Source organism: Celeribacter sp. SCSIO 80838 (assembly GCF_056498065.1).
Map to the genome: position 1 here is coordinate 13,865 of NZ_JAZKMA010000001.1, position 26,927 is coordinate 40,791.

Here is a 26,927-nt window from a genome sequence, read left to right on the forward strand (position 1 = left end):
CGGTTGCACAGTGTCTGACCATAGTATAGACACCGCCTCACCCATTTCGGCGAGTTGGCGGAGTGGTGACGCAGCGGATTGCAAATCCGTGTACAGGAGTTCGATTCTCCTACTCGCCTCCATCCCCCCTACATCTTCGGGACATGAAATTTCCGCATTTCGGGAGAGATGATGTGGTCCGTGCCCCCGGTCTGACGCGTACATCAGCCCCTTCCTCCTCGGCGTCCCCGTTGCGGCATTGACATGCCCCCTCCCCGCCTTCAGTCTCGGCATCATAGCGTGTCGCTGCCCGGAAAGTCGTTTTGGAACAGGCCTCTCAGCTCCCTCTCCAGACCCTCGTGGTCGATCTCGACGGCACGGTTCTGCGTTCGGACATGCTGCATGAGAGCTTCTGGTCCGGCTTTGCCAGGGACTGGTCCGTACCGTTTCGCGCATTCGGAGCGTTCATCCGGGGCAAGGCGGCGCTCAAACGGCTTCTGGCGGAGCGCTCCGATGTCGACATCGCGACCCTCCCCTATGACGAGACCGTGTTGCAGCGCCTGCGCGACTGGCGCGCACAAGGTGGACGCACCGCGCTTGTGACCGCAACCGATCAAATCCTTGCCGAGCGGATCGCGGAACACCTCGGCCTCTTCGATGTCGTGATCGGCTCCGATGGCAACTGCAATCTCAAAGGTCCGGCCAAGGCCGTGCGTCTCGTCTCGGAATTCGGCGCGGGCAATTTCATCTACATGGGCGATCATCCGACGGACCTGCCGGTCTGGAAGGTGGCGGGCGGGGCGATCACGGTAAATGCCAGACCTGCACTTCAGGCGCGCGTCGCCTGCAACGGGCCCATCGAGCATCTGACGCCCTACACCCGCGACCTGCGCCCCTATGCCAAGGCGATCCGCCCGCATCAATGGCTCAAGAACCTGCTGATCTTCCTGCCGATGCTGGCCGCGCATGAGCTGAACGTCGGGGTGTTTTTCCTCGCCTGTGTGGCGTTTGCCTCCTTCAGCCTCATCGCCTCCTCGGTCTATGTGCTGAACGATCTTCTCGACCTGAAGGGCGACCGGGCGCATCCGCGCAAGCGGCTTAGGCCCTTTGCCGCAGGCACCATCCCGATCGCGCGCGGCACGGTGATGGCGGCCTCGCTGCTGATCGCAGGGCTGATCCCGGCGATCCTTCTCGGGCCGCATTTTCTTGTCATCATGCTGGCCTATTACGTGCTGACCATGGCCTATTCGCTCTGGCTCAAACGCCAGTTGGTGGTCGATATTTTCGCGCTTGCGGGGCTTTACACCCTCCGCATTCTCGCGGGCGGCACCAGCGCGAGCATTCCGATGTCGGTCTGGCTGTTGGCTTTCTCGATCTTCTTCTTTTTCTCGCTCGCCGCCGTAAAACGTCAGGCCGAGCTGGTCGACAGCCGCAATTCCGGCAAGCTCAAGGCCCATGGGCGTGGCTATCATGTCGAGGACGTGCCCATCGTGACGATGATGGCGCTGGCTTCCGGCTATGTCTCCGTCCTCGTCATGGCGCTTTATATCAGCGCGCCGCATGTTCTGGAGATGTATCCGCAGCCGGGCTTTCTCTGGGGGGCCTGTCTGGTGCTGCTCTACTGGATCAGCCGCATGGTGATGACCACCCATCGCGGTCAGATGAACGACGATCCAGTACTTTATGCCGCGAAAGACAGGGTCAGCCTGATTTGCTTTGGCCTCATCTTCGCCCTCGGGGTCGCCGGCACCTTGCTATGAGCACGACATCCCTGCCCCTGCCCCTGCCCGCTCTGGTCCTGCGCTACGGGACCTTCGCCGTTCTCGCCACTCTGGCCAACCTCGGAACGCAACGGATCGCTTTGGCGCTTTGGCCCGGCCCCGGCGCGCTGCTTGTGGCGCTCATCGCGGGCACCGGCATCGGGCTTGTCGTCAAATACCTGCTCGACAAGCACTGGATCTTCAACGACCGCGAGGGCGGTGCACGGGCGCATGGTCGCAAATTCGGGCTTTATACCGCCATGGGGCTGATCACGACGGCGATTTTCTGGGGCATGGAGGCCGGGGCCTGGGCGCTCTGGCACAGCACCACTGCGCGCGAGGCCGGTGCAATCCTCGGCCTCGCCATTGGCTATGTGGTCAAGTTTCAGCTCGACCGGCGCTATGTGTTCCGGTCGAGCCTTTGATCCTTACGCGGGCGTCAGGCCCGGCGGGTGCGGCAGTTTATGGCCGCTGTTCGCCAGACAGCTCATCAGCGCGTCTTGCAAGGTTTCTTCGAGCACCGGGTGGTAGAACGGCGTTTCGAGACAGGCGTCCACCGTCAGCCCCTGTTCGATCGCCAGCGCCAGCCAATGCGCCATATGCTCGCCCGCGCCAATCGCCAGCGTCGCACCCAGAAGTTTCAGCGAGCTCTTGTCGGCATAGACCCGGATCGTGCCTGCGGTCTCCGCCTTGACCTTCGAACGCCCGTTGCCTTCCGCAGAGGCAACACCGATGGCGATCTGCTCCGGATCGAGCGAGTCGAAAGACGCGCCGACTGTGGCGATCTGCGGGCTGGTGAAGGCCATCCCCAGCGGCACGCGGCGGCGGAAGGGTTTCCGGCTGCCTGCGATAATATTGAGTGCGGCGATCTTGCCCTCGTCCTTGGCCTCATGCAGCAGCGGCCGCTCGGCATTGGCATCCCCCGTCAGATAGACCGGCAGATCGCCGATCTGTAGCGTCTCGCGGTCGTAAGCGGGCATGCCGTGGCCGTCCAACTCGACACCGAGGGTCTCAAGCCCCAGACCGGTGACATTGGGGCGTCGCCCGATGCTTGCAAGCACGCGTTCGACATTCACTGTCTTACCGCCCGCCGAGATCGTGACCGTGCCATCGGCTTCGAGCTTCGGCTCGACGCTCGCGCCAAGGGTGATCGACATATCCCGCCCAAGCCATTCGGCGGCGGCTTCGGCCACCACCGGGTCCTTGATCCCGGCAATCACCGGCGCGGCGTCAAAACCGTGCACCTCGACACCCAGACGGCCCAGCGCCTGACCGATTTCGCAACCGATCACACCAAGACCCACGACTGCGATGGATTTCGGCAGATCCGGTTGTTCGAAAAACGTATCCGTGGTCAGAAGCGCCTCGCCCAGCGCGCGAAACGGCGCGGGCAGAACCGGGGTCGATCCGGTCGCGATGAGGATCGCCCCGGCCTCGATCTCTTCGCCATTCACCGCGACACGGTTCGGCCCGAGGATCGTCGCATGGCCGTCGATGAACTGGGTCTCGTCGAGATGTTTATGGGTGCGCGTGATGAAGCCGTTCACCAGCTTGTCGCGGATCGCCCGCACCCGCGCCATGACCGCAGGCCCGTCGACGGCAAGCGCCTCCGTACCACTCAGGCCGAACGCTTTCTGGCGCTCCCGATCATGATAAAGCGTCGCCACCTCGATCAGCGCTTTCGACGGCATGCAACCGACGCGGGCGCAGGTGGTGCCTTCCGGCCCGGAATTGATCAGAACGACGCTCTTGCCCGCCCTGAGCAAGGTGAAAAGTGCCGTCACACCGGCACTACCGGCCCCGAGAATGGCCACATCGACTTTGCGTGTCATGAAACATGTCCTTTATATGCTTCTGCGACGCCGCACAGAGACCGGGGTCTCCGCACGGCTTCGCTCAACTGATGATGTCATAACATGTATCTATCGCGGAACAATCGTCGCGCCACGCGACAAGACGACACCCGCCCGGGCCGTGCGACCTCGTCTCAGCGCTCCCCACGCACAGCCCCCCAGAGCGGCGGGCAGTTTGGCGTTGCGCCCGGCGACCAGCAGCACCAGCATGACCGCCACGAAAGGCCGCATCTGCACCACAAAGGAACCGAAGCGCCTGACCAAAAGCGCGAACGGTTGAGATGCAGTGTGTCAGCGGCAATAGGTGTATTCAACAACGCCAACCTGTCTGATCGCATCCAGACGAGACCTGCCTTGCCCCATCAGGACCTCAACCTGCCGTAACTTCGAGACGATCCCTTCCGGCCCTTCCGGCTTCGGTCGCTTGCTGGCCAGAACTGCCCCTCCATTTCTTAAACATAGGGGGACCCATGCAACTGGAGAGGCTCAGTGGCCCACGGCTATTTCCGATCCATACCAGACGGAACTGACGCCTTCGTTCAGATCAACGACAGGCGGCGTACAGTCCTTCCGGATCGTCGGTCGTAATCTGATCTACGCCCAATTCCATCAGACGTTCGCAGAGCGCCACTGTCGCGGGCGTGGTGGTTTGGACCGTGTAGGCGTCGATCCGGCGGCCCTCGGCATGAAACGCCGCGATCATATCGAAACCACGCCCCAGCGCATCGAAGATGAGCCGGATGTCGAGATAGATCAGCTCCGCCCGCCCTGCTTCAGCGAGCGCCCGCGTCACAAAGCCCGTGTCGTTTCCGGAAAGCGCCAGCGCTTCTCTCGTCCCGAAATGACAGGGATCGTGTCCGACCTGCATATCGGGCAAGGCCTGTGCCAGCCGCGTGACGGCTTTCGCATCTCCGCCCGACAGGATCAAATGGCGCTGAACCGGCGCGACACTTTGCGCAAATGCGTGAATGTCGGCTTCCGTGAGCGTTTCTGAGGTCTCTTTGAGATCGAGTTGAAGCAGGGCACCGTCACCGATGCGAGTCCCGGAAAGATGCGCACAGAGATCGCCGAGCAGAGCGATGGGCGTCTCTGTGGCGAGCCCCGCATTGTCTCGCCGCCTGAGCGTCCGGATCTGCACCGCCGTGGCGTCGGACACGAGGCCCTTTCCGGTCGTCGCGCGATCCAGCGTGTCGTCATGGAGTACGGCAAACCCGCCACCGGCATGACGAACGATGTCGATCTCGACAGAAGCCCCGAGGCGCATGCCCTCGACGATCCGCGCCGGATCGAACTCCATGTCGGAGGCACATCGGCGCCCCCGGTGCCATTTGAGCCAAGTGCGGCCCTTGGCGTGGTTCAGTGCGACGGGCGCGTCAGACATGTTCGACCTGCCGTGTTTCGGACGACGTCACATCGGCCAGTTTTTCTGAACCGCGAAACAGGGCGACACGGCTGGCGTGCAGTGCGACGGTTTCGCCGGTCGCGAGGCGCGTGGCGGGCGGGCACATGGCCTTGATCCGGGTCCCGTCCTCCAGTTCAATGTCCACGAGGATATGTGTCCCATAGTCGGTTGTCCGGTGAACGCGCGCGCCTGCACGGGCATCGGGGACAACCGTGATCGCCTCCGGCCGGATCGCAAGTTCGACGGGGCCATCGCTGACCTTTGCTTCGATTTGAAAGAGCGGGTGATCGCTGCGCCCGCCGCGCATGTCGCAGGCGAGGAAGTTCATCGAACCGATGAACCCCGCGACAAACCGCGTCGCGGGCGCACGATACATCTGATCGGGGTTGGCCACCTGTTCGATCTCGCCGCCTTGCAAGACAACGATCCGGTCGGCCAGCGCCAGAGCTTCGTCCTGACCATGGGTCACGAACAGCGTGGTGATGCCGAGACGGCGCTGAATGTCGCGCAGCTCTTCACGAAGGTGTTCACGCAGATGCTGATCGAGGCTGGCAAAAGGCTCGTCGAGCAAAAGAATTTTCGGTTCGAGCACCAGCGCACGCGCAATCGCGACCCTCTGTTGTTGCCCGCCCGAAAGCTGCCAGACCCGGCGTTTGCCATAGTCGGCAAGCCCCACCAGTTCGAGTGCTTCGGCCACTTTCATCTGAATGTCACGACGCGGCATCCGGCGCAGTTTCAGACCGAAAGCGATGTTGTCGGCGACCGACATATGCGACCAGAGCGCGTGGCTTTGGAACACCATGCCGGTCGGGCGTTTCTCCGGCGGAATGCGGGTCACATCCTGACCGTCGATCAGAATGCTGCCGCGATCCGGCGTCTCGAACCCGCCGACCATGCGCAGGATCGTGGATTTGCCCGAGCCCGACGGTCCGAGAAGGCACACGAGTTCGCCATCTTTCACATCGAGAGAAATATCGCGGATGACATCGGTTCCATCGAAGGATTTGCCGATATTCTTGAGAGTGAGTTGAGCCATGGTTTTCTCCTCAGACGCCGAAGCCCTTGGCAAAGGATGCGGACCCGACAAGGCGGCGGGTGAACATCAGCGCGAAGAAGCTTGGCACCCACAACAGGACCGACAGCACCGCGCCGTATTGTACGACGATCTGGTTGTTGATGAACGTGATCATGAGGACGGGCATGGTGCGGATTTCCGGTGCGCCGATGAGCCATGCGCCCTCGGTCTCATAAAATGTGCCGACAAAGCTCAAAAGCACGGCGGCAAAGATGGTTGGGGCGGCCTGCGGCAGAGACACCGACCAGAACACCCGCAGAGGCCCCGCGCCTGCATCGCGGGCGGCTTCCTCCATCGCGCGGTCGACATTCTGAAAAGCCGCCACGGGGATCCAGATCATCATCATCAGCGTGCCGACGAGCTGGATCAGCACGACACCCCAGAAGGTGGAGATCAGGCCCAGATTAAGGAAAATCCCGGCGATGGCAACCAGCAGGCCGAATTTGGGAAAGGCATGCGAGGCAAGGAAGGAAAGGAACAACACGTTGCGTCCCGGAAAATCCAGCCGCGCAAACGCATAGGCCGCTGGCAAACAGATCAGCGCCGACAAGAGCGTCACCGTCAGGGAGAGCCGGATCGACAGGAACATCGCCCCCCAGACATCGGGCCGCGACAGGGTGTCGTTCCAGAAGCGCAGGCCGAATTTCTGCGGCAAAAGGCTTGGATAGCGCCAGACCTCGGCAAAGGCCCAGATTGCCACGACAATGAGCGGGACGACAATGACGATCCCGAGCGCGACGGTGATCCCAAGACCGAGCCAGTCCGTCCGTTTGGTCTTATGGGTCGGGATTTGGGTCTCGTGAGACAGGGCGATGGGGTCAATGGCGGTCATCGCCGGGCCTCCCGGTTTTTGGCGATGGAGCGGACGTAGAACGCCCCGAACCCGGCACAGATGACAAAGGTGATGACGGCCTGTGTGACGGCCATGCGCGGGTCCTGAACCTGCGAGAAGGTCCGCTGCATGAACGGCCCCATCATTTCCGGCGAGGCAGGGCCGAGGACATAGGGGAGCGTAAAGGCCGAGAAAATGCTCAGAACCGTAAAGGACAGCACCACCAGCATCGCATTGCCGATCTGCGGCAGGATGATATGCCGCAACAGCGCAAAATGGCGCGCCCCGGCGTCCCGCGCCGCTTCGACCGCATTGTCGGACACGCCGCCAAGCCCGGCGACGAGCATGAGCGTCGTGAGCGGAATATTATCCCAGACCAGACCGATCACCGGTCCCCATGGCGTCAGGTAAGGCGAATTGAGTTTCGGCAGCCCGAGCGCATTGAGCACGAGATCCACGCCGCCGTTCGGCCCGATGGTGCGGATCAGCGCATAGGCGAGAATGACCGACGGCACGAACATGGGAAAGAGCGCGAGGCCCTGAACGACCGCCGCGATCCGGCTTTTGGCAAAGCGTAGATAGAGCGCCAACGGCAAGCAGATCGCCATGAGCAAAGCCGCGCAGACCACCGTGACCCAGAGCGTCAGCCAGAGATTGGCAAGAGAATAACTGTCGGTGAAAAATCTCCGATAGGTGTCGAGGCTGAAGCCGATGCCGCTCTCGCTGTCGACAAAAAGCGTGCGCGCGACCGCGTTGAAGATCGGGTAGATGATCAACCAACCCAGAAGAATGACCGGAGCAGCAACGAGAAGGAGGCCCGTAAGCCCCCTTCCGTGACGTTTCGCAAAGCCATCCTTCCGGACAATGCTGTCCGGGGATGCCAGGTCTGTCATTCCGATTAGCCCCGCGAGATGCCCGGAGCCACGTTGCGATACCAACCGTCGTTGATCGCCGCGTCCCAGTCGCCGCCCGGGAAGGTCGGGATGGAGGCGGGGATGACGTCCTTGTATTTCTCACGCAGGGTGGCGTCGACATAGTCCCAGGACACGCCCGGGAAGCCGCCAAGCTCGGTGATGATTTTGGACTGGACCTCTTCGCTCAGAACATAGTTTGCAAGCTGCATCGCGACGTCTTTATGCGTGGCATTGGTCGGCACGGTGATGCGGCTGAAACCACCGCAAAGCGCGAGGTCCTGAAGCTGCACGAGACCTGTGGTTTCCGGCAGAACGCCCATGCTAAGCGCCTGAAGCACCTGATCGGACCACACCGGCGTCATCGTGACAACGCCCTGTGCCAGAAGCTGGATCGACTGGGTGTTGCCGGAGGTATAGGCGCCCGCTTCATAGAGGCTCGGAGCCAGGTCTTTCAACAGCCCCCAAGCGCCCGGCAGCGTGTCGTTCGCATAGGCGTCGGAATAGTTGGCAAGCGTGAATTTCTGCGGATCGCGGCCGTTGGCCTCGTGGATCGCACGACGCACAAAATTGCCGCCGGAGCCGCCTTTGTCCGGGCGGTTATAGACGAACTGGCCCGGGTTCGCATGGATCCATGCGGTCATCTCGCCCCATGTTTTCGGCGCGTCTTGCGGTGCCACGCGGGTGGCGTCATAGGCCAGAAGAACCTGAGACCCGCGGTACGGCAGATCGAAATCCGTCTGTTTCGCGGCCGGGTTGACTTTGGACCAACCTTCCATGCCCGCCTCGGCAAAATCGACCCAGAGACCGGCTTCGATGGAGCCCGCGGTCTGGTCCGGCGTATAGGCCTCGAAAACATCGACCTGCGGATCGTTGGACGTCCCGAGAGCCGCCATCGCACGATCGGCAATCGCCCGGAGACCCGCACCGTCACCGGCATCGACCACGCGGACTTTCGCAGCACCGTTCACCTTCTGGAAGCCGGGAAGAATGACGTTGGTCCAGAAATCGGAAATGTTACTGTCAGAGCCGGTGTAGACGTTGACGAAACCATCGGCGGCAAGAGCAATGCGCGGCATCGCAAGCGTCGCGGAAGAGACGGCTGCCGTTTTCAGGAAGCCGCGGCGGGAGAGTTGGGAGGTCATGACATATCCTGTCTTGTCTTGGAATAGTTCCGCCGAAAGGGAAATCGGCAGACTGGTCATGCAGCCTCATAAAAACGAACCAAAACGGTTTGATGATGGTTTCACGACAGAAATATGAACTTTGACAGCGCTAACATTCCCACTTTGACAGCCTCTTAAAATGGTGATTGAGCAGGCGCGTTCCTCTCTGACCGGACCAACGAATGCCCGCTTCCCTGCCTCTCGCCTTTCTCCCCGCCAGCATCTTCTTTGCCAATGCGACGCTCTATGTGACGCTCTATTCCCGCCTGCCGGAAGTCAGCAGCGCTCAGGGCGTTTCCCCTTCGGCACTGGGGCTGGCGCTTCTGGCGCAAACAGGGGGCACATTGCTCGGCTTTCCGGTCGCAGCACCGCTGATCGATCGCTTCGGCGCCCGTCGCATGGCGGGGGCGATGCTCTTGGCGGCCATGATCCTTTTGCCTACCGCGGCCACCGGCGTCACCGGTCCGGGGCTTTGGGGCATTGCCATCCCGTTGTGTCTCTATGGCTCCGCAATGGCTGTTCTGGAAGTGGCGAAAAACCTGATCGCCGCGCGGATCGAGGAGCGCAGCGGCCGGAACGTGATTTCCAAAAGCCACGGTTTCTGGTCGGCCGGCCTGTTCGTCGGGGCACTGATCGGCGGCTGGGCAGCCGGAGCAGGCATGTCCACCGGAAAAGAGCTGCTCTGGCTCGGCTGCGCCTTTCTGCCCCTCGTCATCCTTCTGCTTGTCCGCGCAGGCGATAAGGAACCAATGGGACCCGCGCCGGACAGCGGTCCGAAATTTGCGAGCCCCGACGCCTTTGTGATCGGACTTCTCATACTGGTCGCGGGGTTCAGCATCACCGAGGGGGTCATCTACGACTGGTCCATGTTCTACCTGCGACAGGATTTGGCTCTGGACGCCAACACGGCCGCGAAAATCTACGCCGCATTCACGATCGGGATGTTCGTTGCGCGCATGGTCGGCGATGACCTGCGCAATCGCTTCCCGACGCCGCATCTGATCCGCTATATGGCGGTGTTCGTGTTGCTTGGCGTTGCGCTTACGGTGCTCGGACCCAAAATCGCCCTCGGGCTGCTCTATCTCGGCTTCATTCTGATCGGGGCCGGTGTGGCCTTGGCCGCCCCCGTGGCGACAGCGCTGGCCATGCGCCATCCGACGCGCTCGGCAACACGGACGATGGCCTCCTATTCACTCGTTTCGCTTTTGGCGCTGTTTGCGGTTCCACCGCTGATGGGCACAATTGTCGAAACCCATGGCGCGGTCTGGGCGATTGTCTTTTCGTCTCCTCTGCTCGGCATCGTCGCGCTCTGCGCGCCGCGCATCGTCTTGCGCATGCGCAATGTCTCAACCGAACCACAGTCATAGGAAAGCGCAATGTCTCTGACATTCACCGGCCAACTCGGCCTCGATCATATGGGCACGCATGTGCCGCATGGTTTCACCCTGCCGGAGGGCGTCGGCACCCTGCGTCTGAGCTTTACCCACGATCCTACGCATCCGGGCAGCGGCGACATTCCGCACCAGTTGTCGATCTCCGTGTACGGTCCCGATGGCGCGCGCGGCACACGACATAACAACGCCGACCAGAGCCCCGTGATCTCCACGCACCATGCCTCTCCCGGTTACCTGCCCGGTCCAATCGAGGCCGGGAACTGGAGGGTCGAGATCGACGTTCACCGCATTCTGCCGCCGGGCCGTGTCACGTACAGCATCGAGGTTGCGTGGGACGCGGATGAGCTGCCGGTTCCGGAAACGCCTCGGGCCAAATTCGGTGAACGCAAACGCGGCCCGGGGTGGTACAAGGGCGATCTGCACGGCCATACGCTTCATTCAGACGGTCGTCTGACGGTCGAGGACTATCTCGATTATGCACTTGAGCGCGGTTTCGATTTCGTGGCCCTGACGGATCACAACACGACTTCAGCACTGCCGGAGTTGATGACACGTGCAGGTGAGGCGATCACCATCATTCCAGGTGAGGAACTGACCACCTACAACGGGCATGCGCTTGTGCTTGGAACCACCGACTGGGTCGATTGGACCGTTCGCGACGGGCAGACCATGGGCGCCCGCGCCCGCGACGTCGCAGCAGACGGCAAGGTCTTTGTCATCGCGCATCCCAAATCCGAGGGACACCCGTTCTGTACCGGATGTCGCTGGGCTTTCGCCGATCTTCTTCCCGGTGTCGCCCGTCATGTCGAGGTCTGGAACGGTCCATGGACGTCCTGTCCGCAGAACCCCGGCAGTGTGGCGCTGTTTTACCGATGGCTCAATCAAGGTTACCGGATGGTTGCGACATGCGGCACCGACACTCACCGCCGCGCCACTGAGGGACAGCGTTTCGGGGTCAATGTCATTCGGGCTGAGGACAACACGCGTCCCGCCCTGCTCGACGGGCTGCGCGCGGGCGAATCCTACGTCACCAGCGGCCCGTTGCTTTCGGCCTGGGCAAATGGCTCAGGTAACAACGCGACCTTCGGGGGCTGCCTGCCCGAAGGCGAAGTTACGGTGACCTGCCTCCTCGGCGAGGGCGATCTGCCCGACGGCCTGAACCTGTCCCTCATCCACTGCGGCACAGTTGTCGCGAGCGCGGCCTGCATCGCCGGTATGGCGCTGACCGAAACCTTCACGGCCCGCTCCGGAGAATGGGTCACATGGGAAATCAGGGACAGCGCCGGTCACATTCACACACTCACCAACGCCATCCGCTTCGGCGGAGAAGACGTCTGGAGATAAGATATTACCGCCCCTTTGCGAAACGGAGTTAAGATGTGCTGAGCTTCGACGAAAGCGTTCAAAGCGAGCGATGTCTTGAAGCCCGGCAAAGTGCTGTCTGTCTTCTGTTTTGTGGTCCGTTTGGTCTTCTTCCCCGCATGGTCCTATCCCTCATTTCGCGCCGCGACTGGGGGAAACGGTGACGCTCGGACTGTTGTTCCTTTCAGTACTGCCGTCGACAGTGCAATCCTCCATCGCCTTTACCTCCATGGCCGGGGGCAATGTGCCCGCAGCAATTTGTGCGGCATCTCTTTCCAACATCCTGAGGGTCTTCCTGACCCCGGCGCTGGTGGCGCTCATGTTGCATCAGGGTGGCGGCGGGGTGCGTTCGAGCTTCCCGTGATGATCTCTCACATAAACCAGTTTCTGACCTGCGCCTCTCTGGCACAGACTGCCGTCTGAAACCGATCGGGAGGCGTTCACCGCCACTGTCAGAGGAGCCTGGCTTGGGCAGGACAGACGCGAACGCCCGGCCTTGTGAAGCTGCGCCGCAGCGGTCGATAGCGGGGCTCATGCCCGGTATGGATCGGAAGTCTCGATACATCGGGAAGGGCTGAAAACGGTCGCTGGCTGCACCCAACACAGATGTCTGGTTCGGCAAGAAGTCAGAGTTTTGCCCTGAGTTCCCGCGCCAGTTGGGCAAAGGCCGCGTTGGATTGTTGGGCAAAGGCAATGACCCACGCGCCTTGCAATTGACAGTGCAAGGAAAAGGCCGCTTCGTCGGGCCGGGGATGACCCAACCGTTTGGCGTGTTTCTCGATACATTTCGTCCAGCTGCCATACACCTCCTGCGCGGTGATCTGGAGGCGCGGCTCCAGCGGGGCGGCTTGCAGGATGCTGAGCACGGGACAGGCCGGGACATGAGTCTGTGACGTCACCTCGGCGGCAATGGCCTCACACACCATGAGCGCACCTTCGTCAAAGCTTTCGGCCTGCGCGAAGGTCGCATCGAGCAACCGTTCCAGCCATGCACCGGCCCAGCGTGTCGCGGCTTCGGCCAGTTCCTGTTTGCCGTTCGGGAAATGGTAATACAGCGACCCTTTGGGCAGCCCCGCTTGTTTGAGAATCTCCGAAAGACCAACGCCCGAGTACCCCTTCTGGCGAAAGAGGTTCGAGGCGGTGCGGATCAGCTTGTCGCGGGACGTTGGGTCACTCATGGCAAAAGGGATAGCGCTATTGGACCGATTGGTCTATTGCTTCCGTAGACCAGTCGGTCCAATGCGGGGGAAGAATGCAAGGAAAGCGAGAGTTTTGGAACAGGCCGCGCAGACAATCTCCATCCCGGCAGAGGGGGCCACACTTGTCGGGACTTGGTATCCGGCATCCGCTGCGCCCCGGGCCAGCTTGGTGCTGCATGGGGCCACCGGTGTGCCGCAGCGCTTTTACCGCCATTTCGCCGCTTGGGCTGCCGAGCGCGGGATCAGCGTTCTGACCTATGACTATCGGGATTTCGGCGCGTCCCAGACCCGACCGATGCGCGACAGTCAGGCGAATTTCGCGGACTGGGCCGTGCACGACCAAGCTGCGGCGCTCGACACCTTGGCAAGACTGGCTCCGACAGGCTCTTTGTGGGTGCTCGGGCACAGTTTGGGCGGGCTTGGTCTTCCGTTCCAGAACCTGCCCGACCGCGTCACACGCATCACCACCGTCGGGGCCGGGATCGGGCATTATACCGACCATCCCTGGAGCTACCGGCCTAAGGTTCTGGCCTTCTGGTTCGCGCTTGGCCCCGTGGCGACCGCCCTTGCGGGCTATATGCCGGGCAAACGATTGTTGCTGGGGGCCGATCTGCCCGCCGGTGTCTATTGGCAGTGGCGCAGGTGGTGCACCCGGCGCGATTTTTACGCCTCGGACATCGGCGTCACCCTGCCCGAACCGAATTACACCATCGACGGCAAGGACATCCGTATTTGCGTTGCCGCCGACGATGCCGTCGTCCCGCCGGTTGCGGTCCGACGCTATGCGGAGGCCTTTGCGCCCTCAGGGGCCGAGTTTCGCATCTTCGATCCTGCCGACTATGGTCTGCATGCGCTCAAACATATCGAAATCCTGTCCAAAGAGAGCGCGCCCGTCTGGACCGATCTCCTTGAATTGCCCCAGCCCGACCTGACCTGAAAGGCCCTCCCATGACGGATGATGCGACACGCGGTGGAACCCGCTCCGAAATCCTGAGCGCCCGCGCCCGGAAAACCATCCTCTTGGCCAATATCGCCATGATTGCGATGATCGTGATCCATGACAGCGATCACGTCCGGCAGGCCGCGAACTGGTGCTACACGATCAACGCGCAGCTTTGGCTGGTGAATGTGTCCGTCTATGTGCCGAGCCTGATCGCATTGGCGCTTTTGTGGCGCGGCAAAGGGGCGGGTGTCGCGACGATGATCAACGGCCTGCTGGTTGGCGCGGCCTTTTCCGAAGTTCACCTGTGGCGCCCTTCCATTCCGGTCTGGGGCATCTGGAATGACAATTTCTTCATTCTGGGTGTCGACTGGATCAGCTGGACGACTTCCGAGATCGCGAGCGCATCCTCCAGCTCGCCCCAAAGTATCGCACCGTGCGATCCTCTCTTATCAAATCACCCGAAACTGTCCGATTGGTGCTGACGTTAGACAAGTTACACATCATAGACAGCTATTGCGACGCACAATCACATGACTATCATACCCGGTACCTGACAGCATATTTCGGAATAAAGACATAAAGCGCATGGGATCGAACTCTGACACGCAAGACCAGATACGCGAAATCGCATGGATGCATTACATTGGCGGCCTGACACAGGCGCAAATCGCCACGCGTCGCGGTTTGAGCAAGATGAAAGTCCATCGCTTCGTGCAAGCCGCCCATGAACAGGGGCTGGTCAAGATTTTCGTGAACAATGTCCCGACGAATTGCATGGACCTCGAAAGCCGCCTGATCGAGCATTACGGTCTGTCGAGCTGCACCATCGTCCCGGATGTGAACGAACTCCAGACCATGGATATTTCGATGTCCGCCGTCGCCAGCGCCGGGGCGCGGTTCCTGCATGGCCGCTTGGAAAACACGGATCAGATGATCCTCGGCATCGGGTCGGGGCGCACCATGTCCGCGATTGTCAAAGCCATGCCTGCGATCAAACGCAAGAAAGCGGAGTTCATTTCCGTCACCGGAGATTTCGCGGCCCTGAGTGACGCCAACCCCTTCGAGGTCATTCACGCCCTGATCAACAAGACCGAAGGCAAGGGATACGCTTTTACCGCGCCCTTGATCGTCGACAGCGAAGCTGACCGCAACCTGTTCCTGCGACAGCGCAGTATCCGGGAATCCTTTGATCGCTTGCGCGACGCCTCCATGATTATGATCGGCGTCGGCCATGTCGGCCCCGGCTCGTTTTTCCGCTCTTTCGGCCTGATCACCGACGCCGAACAGGGCGAAATGATCCGCCAAGGCGTGGCCGCCGACCTCGCGGGCAACCTGATCGACGACACCGGTGCCTTTATCGACAGCGGCATCGCAAAACGTATGTTGGGGATGGAGCGCGACCTGATGCATGATCGCGAAATTGTCGCCGTCTGCGCCGGGATCGAGAAATGGCAAGCGGCCCGCGCGGCGCTGCGCTCGGGCCTGCTCAATGGCTTCATTTCATCGTTTAGCGTGGCCCAGCGCATTCTGGACGCCGAGTAACGGCCACTTTTACGCTTTGGGTTTGAGCTTGGCCTGTTCCAGCGACCAGTATTCCATATCGAACAGATCGCGCTCATTGAGCGGCGTAAAGCGCCCGATCCCTTCAGCGGCCAGAACGATCCGCGCGGTCTGTTCGGCGAGATCGGCAGCCACACCGGCCTCTTTTGCCGTCCGCCCGATGCCGACAATCCCGAGCCCCCGGATCAGCGCCACGCGCGGCAGCGGATCGAGCATGGTTTTCGGTTCGTCCGCATGGGCCGCGTTGCGGTTGAAATAGGCCTCATACCACGCCGCGAAATCTTTGATCGCTTCGCGCCAGTCTTCGACGCCGAATGTCGCCTCGCCGATGACCGGACGGGGTTTGATGCGGATGACGTGATCCGGTGTCGCGGTGCCCCGCCCGGTGATCTCCGCCAGTCCTTCCAAGGCCAGAAAGCAGTCATTTGCCTCGCTGAGGCGCAAGTCTAGCGCCAGATTTTCCGCGAAAAGCCCCCATTCCCTCAAAGCGATGCGCAGTGCCGCAACCGCGGTATGAGCCTCAGGGTCCAGCGCTTTGGTGCCGACTTCCTCGGGCATCAAAGCTGCCCCTTTCGTGGCGAGATAGTCTTCGCACATCGTCGTGTAGCGCAGGATGCGCTCATATGAGGTGCGGGCATCGTCGCCAAAGGAGAACAGGCCGTGGTTCACCAGAAACTGCCCGGACGTGCCCGCGCCCTCTTGGACATGGATTCGGTCTGCCGCGTGCGAGAGTTTGAAGCCCGGCATGACATAGGGCACGATGCTCAGCTCATCGCCAAAAATCTCGCGGGCGATCTCCGCAGCGTTGGGCTGGTTGGCAATCGCCAGCGCCGCACAGGAATGGGTGTGATCGACAAATTTCGCGGGCAGGAACGCGTGCAACAGCGCCTCCACCGACGGATTCGGCCCGCTTTGGTCCAACATCTCGCGGCGCAGAAAGGCGACCATTTCTTCGTCTGACATCGTCGCCGTCTTGCGTGCTTCCAAAAGCGGATCGAGCCACATCGCGGGCAGGCCCGGCCCCTCGATGGTCGCCAGATCCCAGCCGGAGCCCTTCACATGAATGACATCGCGCTCGGCTTCGTTTTCGTCGCGCCGCCGGGTCTTGACCGAGGTGTTGCCCCCGCCATGCAGCACCAGATCCGGTTCCTGCCCGATCAGCTGCGACGTGTAGACCCGCATTGCAAGATCCTGTTCCGCCGGATCATCCCCCGCCGCCTTGCGCAAACGCTCCGCTTCCGCATCGTCCCAAAGAGACTTCATAATCACATGTCCTTTTCCATAGTCACAGTTTCACACGCGCCCCCGCCGGGCGCCAGATCGGCTCCAGCCCGGTATCCGCACCGAGATCGCGCACGCCGTCGGTCACCTCGGACCAACGCGCCTTCAGCGGCGCATAGAGCGCCATGTTGTCAGGATCGGGCACCACGCGGCGTTCGATCGGGCTGGCCATGGCCGCAACCGCCTCATCCATCGTCGCGAACACCCCTGCACCCACGGCCGCCAACATGGCACAGCCCAGCGCGGTGGTTTCCTTGACCACCGGGATCTCGATCTCGCGGCCCGTCACATCCGCAATGATCTGCGGCCAAAGCCTGCCCTGACTCGATCCACCGGTGAATTGCAGCGTGTCGTAGCGCTGCCCCGACAGGGCTTCGAGAGTTTCAAGGTGGCGATTGGCAAGGAAAGCTCCGGCTTCCATGACAGAGCGCGCCACCTGTCCAAGCGCCAGTCCCGGCGCGTTCAGATCGAGCCCCAGAAAACTCAACGGCGGCTGTTTCCACGCATCCGACTGCATCGGACAGGCCGTGGCGGCCATCGCCCCAGCAGAGCCCGCAGGCGTGTCTTGCGCCAGCTTTTCGATCAGATCGAAGGCGTCAACCTCGCTGCCGGTGAGATGGAGCAAGGGCTCGAAGAACGCGTCCCGGACCCAGCGCAGAGCAAAGCCGCTCAGAAATCCGATCCCTTCGACCATCCACTCGCCCGGCCGCGCATGGCACAGCGTGCGCGGCCCGAAGGCCGGGTCGATCAGCGGCTGATCCGACAGGATCGTCATCTGCCAGAAACTTCCGCCAACGAGCGTGGCCTGCCCGGCCCGGCGGCCAAGCCCCAAGAGCGCAAGCTGGGTATCGCCACCGCCCGCCACCACCGGCGTGCCTTCGGCCAAACCGCAGCGTGCCGCGGCCTCCGGTGTGACTTCGCCGATTTTCGTCCCGGCTTCGACCACCGTCGGCACGGTTTCTTCCGACAGTCCAATCAGACCGAGCAACTCTTTCGACCAGCCCCGCGCCGCAAGATCGAAAAGTGCACTCGACGAGCCCGCTGTCGGTTCGGTGACATAGGTGCCGGTCAGCCGGGTCGCCATCCAGTCGGAAATCATCCCGAGGCGATGCACACGCGCGAACACATCGGGACGATTGTCACGCAGCCAGTGCAACCGCGCAGGCGCCGTGATCGACACCCAATCTCCGCCGCGACGGTAAATCTCATCCGAGATGCCCGCCTCGGTCAGCGCCTCGGCCTGAACCTGCGCGCGCCCGTCGACATTCGGACAGGCCCAAAGCACCTCGCCCGCATCGTCGTAAAGCACGATCCCCTCACGCATCGAGGTCGTTGACACGGCGGCGATCTCCCCGGCGGAGATTTCAGCGGCGACGATGGATCGGGCAATCACCCGGTCAATCAGTTCGCCATTTGGCCCGGTTGTGAAATCCAGACCACCGGGGACACCCTCCACCGCCGGATGCACCCATTCTTCCTGAGCACTTCCGACAATCTCACCTCGCGTATTGTAAATAATCGCGCGCCCGCTGCCTGTGCCGGCATCGACCGCCATCACATAGGCTGTCTTCATAATGTCCTCCCTGACGATGCCTCCCCGCACCGCCTCGCATTCTGCCTCAGTTACAAGGGTTTTTGAGTTTTTCCCCTTTCAGAAAGCGCGCCAGATCTTCTGCGATCTGTTCGGCGGCGAATGTCGCCACGCGGCGCGATGCACCGGCAATATGAGGGGTCAGGGTGACATTGGGCAATCGCAACAATTCATCGTCGTTTTTAGGCGGCTCCACCTCGAAGGTATCAAGCGCCGCGCCGCCGAGATGTCCGCTGACCAAAGCCTCGCAAAGCGCCGGTTGATCGACCAATTCGCCCCGCGCCGAGTTCACCAGAACCGCGCCTTTTTTCATCTTCGCGATCCGCTCCGCCGAGATGATACCCGTCGTCTCTGGCGTCACCCGCGCATGCAGGCTCAGAATATCGGATTGCGCAATCAGATCGTCGATTTCGACCTGCTCGACGCCGTCAATGGCATCCTGCACGGTCAGTTTCGCATAGGGATCGCAGATCAAGATCCGGCAGCCGAAGGGTTTGAGCAGACGCACCACCCGCTGTCCGATATGGCTGTACCCCAAAAGTCCGACGGTCAGGTCCGACAACTCGTCGCCGGTACGATCGTAACGGTAGAGATCGCCGCGCCAGATGCCTTGAGACAGCCCGGCATGGCCCACAGTGATGCGGCGCACATTGGCGAGGATCACCCCGACGGTAAACTCCGCCACGGCGGAGGCGTTGCGACCGGGGACATTGCACACGGTCACATTGCGGGCGCGGGCCGCCTCCATGTTGATATTGGTCGGCCCACCCCGCGAGACGCCGATGAATTTGAGGCGCGGCGCTTTTTCCAAAAGCTCTGCGGTCACAGGCGCCAGATGCGTCACCAGAACCTCCGCATCCGCCAGCACGGCTTCGAGATCCTTGGGGTTGCCGCTGTATTCCTTGATTTCCGTCCCCGCCGGCCCGTCATGCGCAAAGAACGGCACCTCGGGCCATTGCAAATCGCGCGTGACCACCTCGCATCCCTCGCCAATCGCATCGCGCACCGCAGCCTCAAAAACCGCCGAGGTGATGAATTGATCGCCGATGGCGGCAATCTTGAGTTTCTCCATGTCGTCCTCCCATTCCATGTCTCTCACATGTTATAAATAACTTGACTGATATTAATTTCATGTCAAGGTCATTTATGCGGCTGCCGGTTCGGGAGGAAACAGGACCCAGCCCAAAGGGAGGAAAATATGAACAGCAAAACTCAGACAGAGACTCGAAGCACACACGACACCAAGGGATCGGCGATGACGCGTCGTCAGCTTTTGGGAAGCAGCATGGGCGTGGCCGTCGGCGCCGCTTTGGGCAGTGGCGTGCTATCGGCGCGTGCCTATGCGCAAGCGGGCGAGACCATCACCGTGCTGATGTCCCAGCCTCAGGTGGGCGGCGCCCGAATCGTCGCCGCAGCTTTCGAGGCCGAAACCGGCGTGAAGGTGGAAATCGTCCCCGTACCGCTCGACCAGATTCAGCAGCAACTCACCCTCGACCTGCAATCCGGCGCGAAACGATTCGACGCCTTCGATTATTGGTACATCTCGAAAGGCTCGCTGGTCGAAACCGGTGTTCTTGAGGACATCACCGACCGAATCGAAGCCGACGCGGCCGAAATCATGCCGGAAGATTTCATCGCGACCGTTTACGATCCCTACAGCCTGTACAATGGGCGTCGCTATGCCCTGCCCTTCGATGGCGACACTCATGCGCTGTTCTACAACACCGAGATTTTCGAGCGTAACGGTCTGACGGCCCCGAAAACATGGGATGAGGTCATCGCCACGTCCGAGGCCATCACCAAGGCCGAAAGCGCCAATGGCATCTATGGCATGGCCTTGATGGGCATTCGTGCCCCGCTTCAGAACATTTCCGTCTTTGCCAACCGTCTCGCCAACTATGGCGGCGAGTTCCTCGATGCCGACGGGCGTCCGGCGCTCGACAGCGACGCCGCGCTCATGGCAGCGCAAAACCTTGTCGCCACGGTGCCCTCGGCGCTGCCGACACCGGCGGAAACCGGATTCGATCAGGCCCTGACCGCCTTTGTCGGCGGACGCGCCGCAATGACCGAAGGCTGGATCGATCTGGGTGCCTATTCCGAAGACAGCGAAAACTCCAAGATCGCGGGCAAATGGGACGTGGTACAATTGCCGGTCGGCGGCAGCCAGACCGACAGCCGCGCGCCGCTTAACGCGGGCTGGGCGCTTGGTATCGCGGCCTATGGCAGCAAGAAAGATCTCGCCTGGGAGTTCATCAAACTGGCCTCCTCGGCGAAGATGCATCTCGAGTTGCTGACCACCACCGGCTCCGGCATCGATCCGACCCGCATCTCCGCCCTGACCAGCCCGGAGTACGAGGCCTTCAACGCCCGCAGCCAACGTGCCGCGAGCGCCTCGCTTAATGGGGCGATGGCCTGGCCCACCGGCCCGCAAGCGCCGCGCATGCTCGAAAGCCTGTCCGAGCAGCTCGCCATCATGATCTCCGGCGAAAGCACGCCCGAAGAGGCGATGGAGCTGACGCAGAAAAGCTGGGAACGCCTGCTGCGTTAAGCCCCCTGCGGACAGGACCTGCCTCTTGGACGCGCATCGCGGATGCCGCGCCCAAGGGGTGTAATTTCATGAATGACAACACAGAGGAGGCCCCACGATGGCGACGCCACCGGCAGCTTCTTTCGGATCAGATCGCGGCGTAAGCCAGCGCAAACATGCGGAATGGAGCATGACCCTGCCCTTGATGGTCGGGCTTGCGATTTTCGCAGGCTACCCTTTGGTGTACCTCGTGCTTCTGGCCTTTTCCCGCTCCGATCTCGGTCAACAGTTTCAGGGCTTCGTCGGGTTCGAGAATTTCGACTGGGCGCTCAGCGGCACGAATTTTTCGGGCTCCGTGGGCCATGCCATCCTGTTCGCTCTGATCGTATCCTTGGTGCAACTGGCGCTCGGGCTCTACCTTGCGGTGATCCTGAGCAAGATCGTGCGTGGCGGGCGATGGCTTCGGACCATCGTGCTTTTGCCGCTGATGACACCGCCTGTGATGGTCGGGATCGCGTGGAAGCTCATCCTCAACCCGTCTGGCGGCTGGCTCAACGGCATCTTGCTTCGCACCGGGCTGATCGACGATCCGATTTCGTTTTTCGGCAACCATGCCCTCGCCTTTCCGGCGATCATGCTGGCGGACACATGGCAATGGACGCCGCTGATCGTGATCCTGTGCTTTGCGATCCTGCAAGGCGTGCCGCATGACGTCGAAGAGGCCGCCGCCCTCGATGGTGCCTATCCGAAACGGATTTTCTGGACCGTCACCCTGCCGATGATCGCGCCTGCGCTGCTCTCCGTCTACCTGTTGCGGGTGATCATGGCGCTCAAGACCTTCGATCTGGTCTATACGCTCACCTTCGGCGGCCCCGGCAATGCCACCAACATCGCCACGTTCGAGATTTGGAAAACCGCGCTGCGGGAATTCGATGTCGGCCTCGCCGCGGCCCAGACGCTGATGTTCGCGATCACCGTCTCTGTCGTCACCCTGCCCATCGTTTTGCTGCACAATCATCTGGAGAAACGTCGATGACCGCCACTGTTCAGGACAGCCGCACGGATCGCCTGATCCGGTTCGGTTTTCTGGCCGCGATGCTGATCTTTTTCGCGCTGCCCATCGTCTACCTGTTCTCGACCTCGTTCAAAACGCCCGACGATGTGTTGCAAGGTCGGCTCCTGCCAGAGGCCGCGACGCTCAAGAATTACCCCAATGCTTTCGCGCATGTCCCGGTGCTGCGCATGATTTGGAACTCGGTCGCCGTGGCGCTTTTGAGCGGGGTGATCACGCTGGTGATCGCGGTGCCCGCAACCTATGCCACGATCAAACTCGGCGCCTTTCGCAGGACCGTCCCCAACATCACGCTGGCCTCTTATGCCGCGCCCCCGATCATCGCGCTGATCCCGCTGTTCTACCTGTTGCAAACCGCACAGCTGATGGACAGCATTCCGGGCCTTGCGCTGGTTCACGGGCTGATGAACCTGCCCGTCGCATTCTGGCTGCTCAAGAGTTTTGTCAGCGATATCCCGGCAGAGATCGACGAAGCCGCCTGGATCGACGGCGCGGGCTATTGGCACACGCTCTTCGCGGTGATCCTGCCGCTGATCTTTCCCGGCATTCTGGCCACCGCACTGATCTGTATCATCCTGTCCTACAACGAGTTTCTCTTTGCCTCGGCCCTGACGTTCAGCGACGCGAGCCGCACGATCACGGTCGGCATGTCGCTCTTTCAGGGCGAGCGGCTGGTGAATTTCGGACAGATGGCGGCGGCCTCCTTCACCGGCATGGTGCCGATCTACCTCATCGCATTCCTGTTTCAGAAACATCTCGTCGGCGGCCTGACACAGGGCAGCATCAAATAGCGCGCGCCCTGCGACGCCACCATTCTTGGGAGGAGAATCTATGGTCTCAATCAACATCCAGAACCTCGAAAAGCACTACGGCAAGATTAAAGCACTTCACGGGCTGAACCTTGAGATCGACGATGGCGAATTCATCGTACTTGTCGGCCCCTCGGGCTGTGGCAAGTCGACCCTGCTGCGCTGTGTGGCCGGGCTGAACCCGATCTCGGGCGGCGACATTCTGTTCGACGGCACGCCGGTCGGGCATCTGCCGCCGCAGGAGCGCGATCTGTCGATGGTGTTTCAAAACTATGCGCTCTACCCGCATCTGACGGTGGCGCAAAATCTCGCCTTCGGCCTCAAGGTGCGCAAGACCTCCGCTGAGGAGATCGAAAAGCGGGTGAAATGGGCCGCCGACATTCTGGCGATCACCCCCTATCTCGACCGCCGCCCGCGCGCTTTGTCAGGCGGGCAACGTCAACGGGTGGCCATGGGCCGCGCCATGGTCAAACATTCCAACGCCTTCCTGTTCGACGAACCGCTGTCGAACCTCGACGCCCAGCTCCGCGTCCAGATGCGCAAGGAAATCCGCGCCCTGCAACAGCGGATCGGCGTGACCTCGATCTATGTGACCCACGATCAGGTCGAGGCGATGACCATGGGGGACCGTATCGTGGTGATGAAGGACGGGCGGATCGAACAGGTAGGCAGCCCGTCCGAGCTTTATACCGCGCCGAAAACCCGCTTTGTCGCGGGGTTCATCGGCTCGCCGCAGATGAGCTTTGTCACCGCGCAGGCCGACGGGCATCAGATGACACTGAGCGATGGCACGGTTCTGACCAGCGCCACCGCCGCGAAAGGCGCGGTCACACTCGGCATCCGGCCCGAACATTTCCTCGATGGCACCTCCGAGGCCAACCGGCTGACACTTGATGTCACCAATCAACAGGTCGTTGGCACCTCGACGAGCTATTTCGCCAATCTTGGCGACGGTGAGATCGAGGTGATCCGACAAGGCAGCGACACGGAACGCCCCGCGACCCTCGCGCTTGGCATCCGGCCCGAACATATCATGGTCTTTGGTAAAAACGATCAGCGCATCGCGGCCTAAAGCCCGACAAAACGAGACATAAAAAAGCCCCCGCAACGCGGGGGCTTTTTCTTGGGACCGGGATCGTTCACTCAGGGTATGTGCGGATCGGTTTCAGGTCGATGGCGTGGCCGGTGCCGGATTCGAGGATCACTTTGAGCTGCGGCTCGCTGTCGAGGTAATAGAACTCGATGGTCTCGCCGATGCGCCCGCCCATGAGCATCTTTGCGCCCGCCGCATCCATGTCCTTCTTGAACTGATCGGCCGCGTCCTGGCCGTGTTTCATCACGGCGACGTGGTGCAGGCCCTCGCCATGTTCTTCGAGCCATTCCTTGTAAATCGAGTCGCCCTCAAGCGGCTGGATCAGCTCGTAACACATGTCGCCCACCATCACCTCGGCGCAGAGCATCGAATAGGTCGCAGGCTTGCCGTGCAGATGGGTGTCATGCAGCACAGGAGCAGTGTGTTCGTAAACATTCCACGGCCCCCAGCCCAGAAGCTGGTGATACATTTTCATCGTCGCATCCAGATCGCGCACAACGACACCGATCTGAGTGATTTTGGTTTCCTCGGACATTCCTATCTCCTCTTTTGGAATGAAACTGCGGGCGGGGGATTACCCCCGGCCCATTTTGCGTGTGATGGCATCGAGAGCGACGGCGATCACCACGATCGCACCCGTGACCACCTGTTGCAGGTAGACGTCGACACCGCCCAGCACGATCACATTGCCGATCACCGCGATGATGGCTGCGCCCAGAAGTGCGCCCCAGATCGTGCCGATGCCGCCCGTGGTGGCGATCCCGCCGATGACCGGCGCGGCAATCGACGGCAAAAGCCAGGATTGCCCCATCGAGGCCTGCGCCGACACAAGGCGAAAGCACAACAGCATCCCCGCCAGCCCGGCCAATGCGCCCGCCACGGCATAGGCGGTGATGCGGACACGTTGTTCGTGGATGCCGATGATCTTGGCGGCCTCGCGACTGTTGCCCACGGCATAGAGACGCCGCCCGTAGACCGTTTTCGTGGTCAGGAACAGGATCACGAGAAACACGCCCGCCATGATATAGACCGGCACCGGCACACCCATGAGCGTCCCGCCGCCCAGAACCGTCACCTCTTTCGGCAGGCCCACGATGGTGCGGCCCTTGGTGATCCAGAGGTTGAGACCCGAATAGACACTGAGCATGCCGATGGTCACCACCAGAGAGTTCAGGTTGAACATGGTGATGATCGTACCATTGATAGCGCCCGCAATGGCCCCGACCGCCAGCCCCGCCGAAATGGCGAGCGCCGGATCGAGCTGCGCATCGACCAGAAGCTTGGTGCAGACGATGCCGCACAGCCCCGCGATTGCGCCAATGGAAACGTCGATGTCGCCGAGCAAAAGCAACATGCCCTGCGCGATGGCTACAATGCCGATAAAGGCAAGATCGCGGGAAATGATCGTCATGTTGTAGCTCGTCAGGAACTGCGGCGCGACCAAAGACGCGACCACACAGATCACCACAAAAGCGATCAGAACCCCGACGATCTGGCCGCCGTCTTTCAGATTGAAACCCCGTCTCTGCGTCATGTTCACCAGCCCGTCAGACATGGGCTTCCTCCCTGTTTGCAGTCGTCGCATCAAAGGCGCCGCCCGTATTGATAATCGAGGACAGCAAGCGTTCCTCGCTCAAATTCTCTGCCGCAATTTCCGCGTTGATCCGCCCGTCATAGAGGCTCAGAACCCGGTTGCTGCATTTCAAAAGCTCTTCGATTTCCGAGGAGATCAGCACCACGGCGATCTGTTGCTCCTCAGCCACCCGTTGCATCAGGCGGTAGATCTCGTCCTTGGCGTTGACGTCGATGCCGCGCGTCGGTTCGTCGAAAATCATCACCCGCGGATTGGCCATGAGGCCGCGCCCGATCAGCACCTTTTGCTGATTGCCGCCGCTGAGGTTCATGATCTTTGTGTCAGCCGAGGCGGTTTTGACCCGATAGTCGCCGATGATCTTGGCGGCGGCTTGCGCCTCACGCGCGTCCGACACCACCCCCAGCCGCGCCACGTCGCGCAGCAAGCCTGCGCCGACGTTCTGACGCACCGACATATGTGGGAAAATCCCATGCGCCTTGCGTTCCTCGGAGAGATACATCACCCCCTTGGAAATCGCCCGCGCCGGTTTGTTGAACACCCATGGCTCACCGTCGAACCACGCCTGCCCCGCTGTCGGTTTGCGCATTCCGAAGAGCGTCTGCAACACCTCGGAGCGCCCGGCGCCCACCAGCCCGGCAAAGCCGAGGATTTCACCCGCGTGAAGATCGAAAGAAACCTCTTCGAAGCCGTCGCCAGACAGCCCCTCGACGCGGAACACACGGTCGCCACGCGGGGTACGCGGACGGTAGAGCGTGCTCAGGTCCATCTCCTTGCCGGTCATCTTGGAGACAATCCAGGCCTCGGAGACCTCCTCGCCATCGGAGTTACCCACAACACAGCCGTTGCGCAGCACGGAGACCACGGAATGCAGCCGCATCACCTCGTCGAGTCGATGGGTGATGAAGACAATCGCCGTGCCGCGCGCCTGCAACTCTTCGATAATCGCAAAGAGCCGTTCGATTTCCGTCGCCGTCAGAGAGGCGGTCGGTTCATCGAGGATGAGAATATCGGATCGGCGGCTCGCCAGCGCGCGGGCGATTTGCAAAAGCTGCTTTTCGGCCACCGAAATGTCGCGCACCATGTCATCCGGCGCACAGGTCATCTTCAGGTCCTTAAGAAAGGGCTGTACCGCCTTCTCAAGCGCCTTGCGCCGGAACAGCGCGCCATTTTCCAGCGGCAGGAACATGTTTTCCGCCACGGTCATATGGTCGAACAGATTCAGTTCCTGCGGCACATAGCCAATCGCCGGAGGCGTCGCACCATCATAGTGCAGATCGCCCTCGTCGGGTCGGTAGATGCCGGTCAGCACCTTGACCAGCGTGCTTTTCCCCGCGCCGTTTTCGCCGACGATGCAATGCACTTCGCCGCGTTCGAACCGCAAATCCACCGCATCAAGCGCCACCACGCCAGGAAAGCGTTTGGTGATGCCACGGGCTTCCAAAAGACTCATGTCGCGTCTCCCTGAGATTGGCCTGAGAGTGAGACCGGGGCATCGCAGAGATGCGCCCGGTCGGTGTCATGTCC

General features: G+C 61.4%; 24 protein-coding genes, 1 tRNA gene and 2 pseudogenes. 13 read left to right on the forward strand and 14 right to left on the reverse strand.

Translation table 11 applies throughout. The annotated features are described in order from the left end of the window. Positions 1 to 48: 48 nt before the first annotated feature. The 3 genes from V1475_RS00070 to V1475_RS00080 all read left to right on the forward strand — a co-directional run bounded on the left by V1475_RS00070 (position 49) and on the right by V1475_RS00080 (position 2,164). Positions 49 to 122, forward strand: a tRNA-Cys gene (locus V1475_RS00070). 180 nt (positions 123 to 302) lie between these two features. Then, positions 303 to 1,739, forward strand: a complete 1,437-nt coding sequence (locus V1475_RS00075) for a UbiA family prenyltransferase (protein ID WP_479411126.1) — start codon at positions 303 to 305, stop codon at positions 1,737 to 1,739. Further along, positions 1,736 to 2,164 carry a GtrA family protein gene (locus tag V1475_RS00080; protein ID WP_479411127.1) on the forward strand — a complete coding sequence of 143 codons (429 nt, stop codon included), beginning with the start codon at positions 1,736 to 1,738 and terminating at the stop codon, positions 2,162 to 2,164. Before V1475_RS00075 ends, V1475_RS00080 begins: the two co-directional genes overlap by 4 nt. 3 nt (positions 2,165 to 2,167) lie before the next feature. Here the strand turns inward: V1475_RS00080 and V1475_RS00085 are convergent, their stop codons facing one another. The 7 genes and pseudogenes from V1475_RS00085 to V1475_RS00115 all read right to left on the reverse strand — a co-directional run bounded on the left by V1475_RS00085 (position 2,168) and on the right by V1475_RS00115 (position 8,957). After that, entirely contained in the window at positions 2,168 to 3,571 is a 1,404-nt protein-coding gene (locus V1475_RS00085; RefSeq protein WP_479411128.1) for a dihydrolipoyl dehydrogenase, read from the reverse strand. Positions 3,572 to 3,892: 321 nt separating this feature from the next. Continuing rightward, positions 3,893 to 4,027, reverse strand: a pseudogene (locus V1475_RS00090) (IS3 family transposase); the annotation flags it as partial. 109 nt (positions 4,028 to 4,136) lie between these two features. Further along, positions 4,137 to 4,973: a glycerophosphodiester phosphodiesterase gene (locus tag V1475_RS00095; RefSeq protein ID WP_479411129.1), complete on the reverse strand. Its 837-nt coding sequence runs from the start codon at positions 4,971 to 4,973 to the stop codon at positions 4,137 to 4,139. After that, a complete protein-coding gene (locus tag V1475_RS00100) occupies positions 4,966 to 6,030 on the reverse strand; it encodes an ABC transporter ATP-binding protein (protein ID WP_479411130.1) in 1,065 nt (354 codons plus the stop codon). The genes V1475_RS00095 and V1475_RS00100 overlap by 8 nt, the downstream gene beginning before the upstream one ends. 10 nt (positions 6,031 to 6,040) lie before the next feature. Beyond that, positions 6,041 to 6,901, reverse strand: coding sequence for an ABC transporter permease (locus tag V1475_RS00105; protein ID WP_434286208.1), 861 nt, complete (start codon positions 6,899 to 6,901; stop codon positions 6,041 to 6,043). Continuing rightward, positions 6,898 to 7,794, reverse strand: coding sequence for an ABC transporter permease (locus V1475_RS00110; RefSeq protein WP_479411131.1), 897 nt, complete (start codon positions 7,792 to 7,794; stop codon positions 6,898 to 6,900). Before V1475_RS00110 ends, V1475_RS00105 begins: the two co-directional genes overlap by 4 nt. A gap of 5 nt (positions 7,795 to 7,799) precedes the next feature. After that, on the reverse strand, positions 7,800 to 8,957 hold the full coding sequence (locus tag V1475_RS00115; protein WP_479411132.1) for an extracellular solute-binding protein: 1,158 nt from the start codon (positions 8,955 to 8,957) through the stop codon (positions 7,800 to 7,802). 203 nt (positions 8,958 to 9,160) lie between these two features. On the opposite strand from V1475_RS00115, the gene V1475_RS00120 reads away from it, so the two are divergent. The 3 genes and pseudogenes from V1475_RS00120 to V1475_RS00130 form a co-directional block, all read left to right on the forward strand. Further along, positions 9,161 to 10,345, forward strand: a complete 1,185-nt coding sequence (locus V1475_RS00120; RefSeq protein ID WP_479411133.1) for an MFS transporter — start codon at positions 9,161 to 9,163, stop codon at positions 10,343 to 10,345. Between the two features lie 9 nt (positions 10,346 to 10,354). Continuing rightward, positions 10,355 to 11,716 carry a CehA/McbA family metallohydrolase gene (locus V1475_RS00125; protein ID WP_479411134.1) on the forward strand — a complete coding sequence of 454 codons (1,362 nt, stop codon included), beginning with the start codon at positions 10,355 to 10,357 and terminating at the stop codon, positions 11,714 to 11,716. 157 nt (positions 11,717 to 11,873) lie between these two features. Further along, positions 11,874 to 12,080 (forward strand): annotated as a pseudogene (locus tag V1475_RS00130) (bile acid:sodium symporter); the annotation flags it as partial. A gap of 280 nt (positions 12,081 to 12,360) precedes the next feature. On the opposite strand, the gene V1475_RS00135 reads toward V1475_RS00130, so the two are convergent. After that, positions 12,361 to 12,912: a TetR/AcrR family transcriptional regulator gene (locus tag V1475_RS00135; RefSeq protein WP_479411135.1), complete on the reverse strand. Its 552-nt coding sequence runs from the start codon at positions 12,910 to 12,912 to the stop codon at positions 12,361 to 12,363. A 94-nt stretch (positions 12,913 to 13,006) separates the two neighbouring features. On the opposite strand from V1475_RS00135, the gene V1475_RS00140 reads away from it, so the two are divergent. The 3 genes from V1475_RS00140 to V1475_RS00150 all read left to right on the forward strand — a co-directional run bounded on the left by V1475_RS00140 (position 13,007) and on the right by V1475_RS00150 (position 15,418). Then, on the forward strand, positions 13,007 to 13,870 hold the full coding sequence (locus tag V1475_RS00140) for an alpha/beta hydrolase family protein (protein WP_479411136.1): 864 nt from the start codon (positions 13,007 to 13,009) through the stop codon (positions 13,868 to 13,870). Positions 13,871 to 13,881: 11 nt separating this feature from the next. Then, positions 13,882 to 14,358 carry a hypothetical protein gene (locus V1475_RS00145; RefSeq protein WP_479411137.1) on the forward strand — a complete coding sequence of 159 codons (477 nt, stop codon included), beginning with the start codon at positions 13,882 to 13,884 and terminating at the stop codon, positions 14,356 to 14,358. A gap of 103 nt (positions 14,359 to 14,461) precedes the next feature. Further along, on the forward strand, positions 14,462 to 15,418 hold the full coding sequence (locus V1475_RS00150; RefSeq protein ID WP_434290831.1) for a sugar-binding transcriptional regulator: 957 nt from the start codon (positions 14,462 to 14,464) through the stop codon (positions 15,416 to 15,418). 9 nt (positions 15,419 to 15,427) lie between these two features. Here the strand turns inward: V1475_RS00150 and V1475_RS00155 are convergent, their stop codons facing one another. Genes V1475_RS00155 through V1475_RS00165 form a run of 3 tightly spaced genes read right to left on the reverse strand, consistent with a single transcriptional unit; the run spans position 15,428 to position 19,380 of the window. Further along, a complete protein-coding gene (locus V1475_RS00155; RefSeq protein ID WP_479411138.1) occupies positions 15,428 to 16,699 on the reverse strand; it encodes a class II aldolase/adducin family protein in 1,272 nt (423 codons plus the stop codon). Positions 16,700 to 16,721: 22 nt separating this feature from the next. Further along, on the reverse strand, positions 16,722 to 18,290 hold the full coding sequence (locus V1475_RS00160; protein ID WP_479411139.1) for an FGGY family carbohydrate kinase: 1,569 nt from the start codon (positions 18,288 to 18,290) through the stop codon (positions 16,722 to 16,724). Between the two features lie 46 nt (positions 18,291 to 18,336). Then, positions 18,337 to 19,380: a 2-hydroxyacid dehydrogenase gene (locus tag V1475_RS00165; RefSeq protein ID WP_479411140.1), complete on the reverse strand. Its 1,044-nt coding sequence runs from the start codon at positions 19,378 to 19,380 to the stop codon at positions 18,337 to 18,339. 126 nt (positions 19,381 to 19,506) lie between these two features. Between V1475_RS00165 and V1475_RS00170 the strand changes: the two genes are divergently transcribed. The 4 genes from V1475_RS00170 to V1475_RS00185 all read left to right on the forward strand — a co-directional run bounded on the left by V1475_RS00170 (position 19,507) and on the right by V1475_RS00185 (position 23,788). Continuing rightward, entirely contained in the window at positions 19,507 to 20,856 is a 1,350-nt protein-coding gene (locus V1475_RS00170; protein ID WP_479411141.1) for an ABC transporter substrate-binding protein, read from the forward strand. A 97-nt stretch (positions 20,857 to 20,953) separates the two neighbouring features. After that, a complete protein-coding gene (locus V1475_RS00175; RefSeq protein WP_434290822.1) occupies positions 20,954 to 21,871 on the forward strand; it encodes a carbohydrate ABC transporter permease in 918 nt (305 codons plus the stop codon). Next, a complete protein-coding gene (locus V1475_RS00180; protein WP_479411142.1) occupies positions 21,868 to 22,698 on the forward strand; it encodes a carbohydrate ABC transporter permease in 831 nt (276 codons plus the stop codon). Before V1475_RS00175 ends, V1475_RS00180 begins: the two co-directional genes overlap by 4 nt. Positions 22,699 to 22,738: 40 nt before the next feature. Then, positions 22,739 to 23,788 carry an ABC transporter ATP-binding protein gene (locus V1475_RS00185; RefSeq protein WP_479411143.1) on the forward strand — a complete coding sequence of 350 codons (1,050 nt, stop codon included), beginning with the start codon at positions 22,739 to 22,741 and terminating at the stop codon, positions 23,786 to 23,788. Between the two features lie 67 nt (positions 23,789 to 23,855). Here V1475_RS00185 and V1475_RS00190 read toward each other — a convergent pair whose 3' ends face one another. Genes V1475_RS00190 through V1475_RS00200 form a run of 3 tightly spaced genes read right to left on the reverse strand, consistent with a single transcriptional unit; the run spans position 23,856 to position 26,853 of the window. After that, on the reverse strand, positions 23,856 to 24,344 hold the full coding sequence (locus V1475_RS00190) for a VOC family protein (RefSeq protein ID WP_066604082.1): 489 nt from the start codon (positions 24,342 to 24,344) through the stop codon (positions 23,856 to 23,858). Between the two features lie 39 nt (positions 24,345 to 24,383). Beyond that, a complete protein-coding gene (locus V1475_RS00195) occupies positions 24,384 to 25,364 on the reverse strand; it encodes an ABC transporter permease (RefSeq protein WP_066710058.1) in 981 nt (326 codons plus the stop codon). Beyond that, entirely contained in the window at positions 25,357 to 26,853 is a 1,497-nt protein-coding gene (locus tag V1475_RS00200; RefSeq protein ID WP_479411144.1) for a sugar ABC transporter ATP-binding protein, read from the reverse strand. The genes V1475_RS00195 and V1475_RS00200 overlap by 8 nt, the downstream gene beginning before the upstream one ends. Between the last annotated feature and the right edge of the window lie 74 nt (positions 26,854 to 26,927).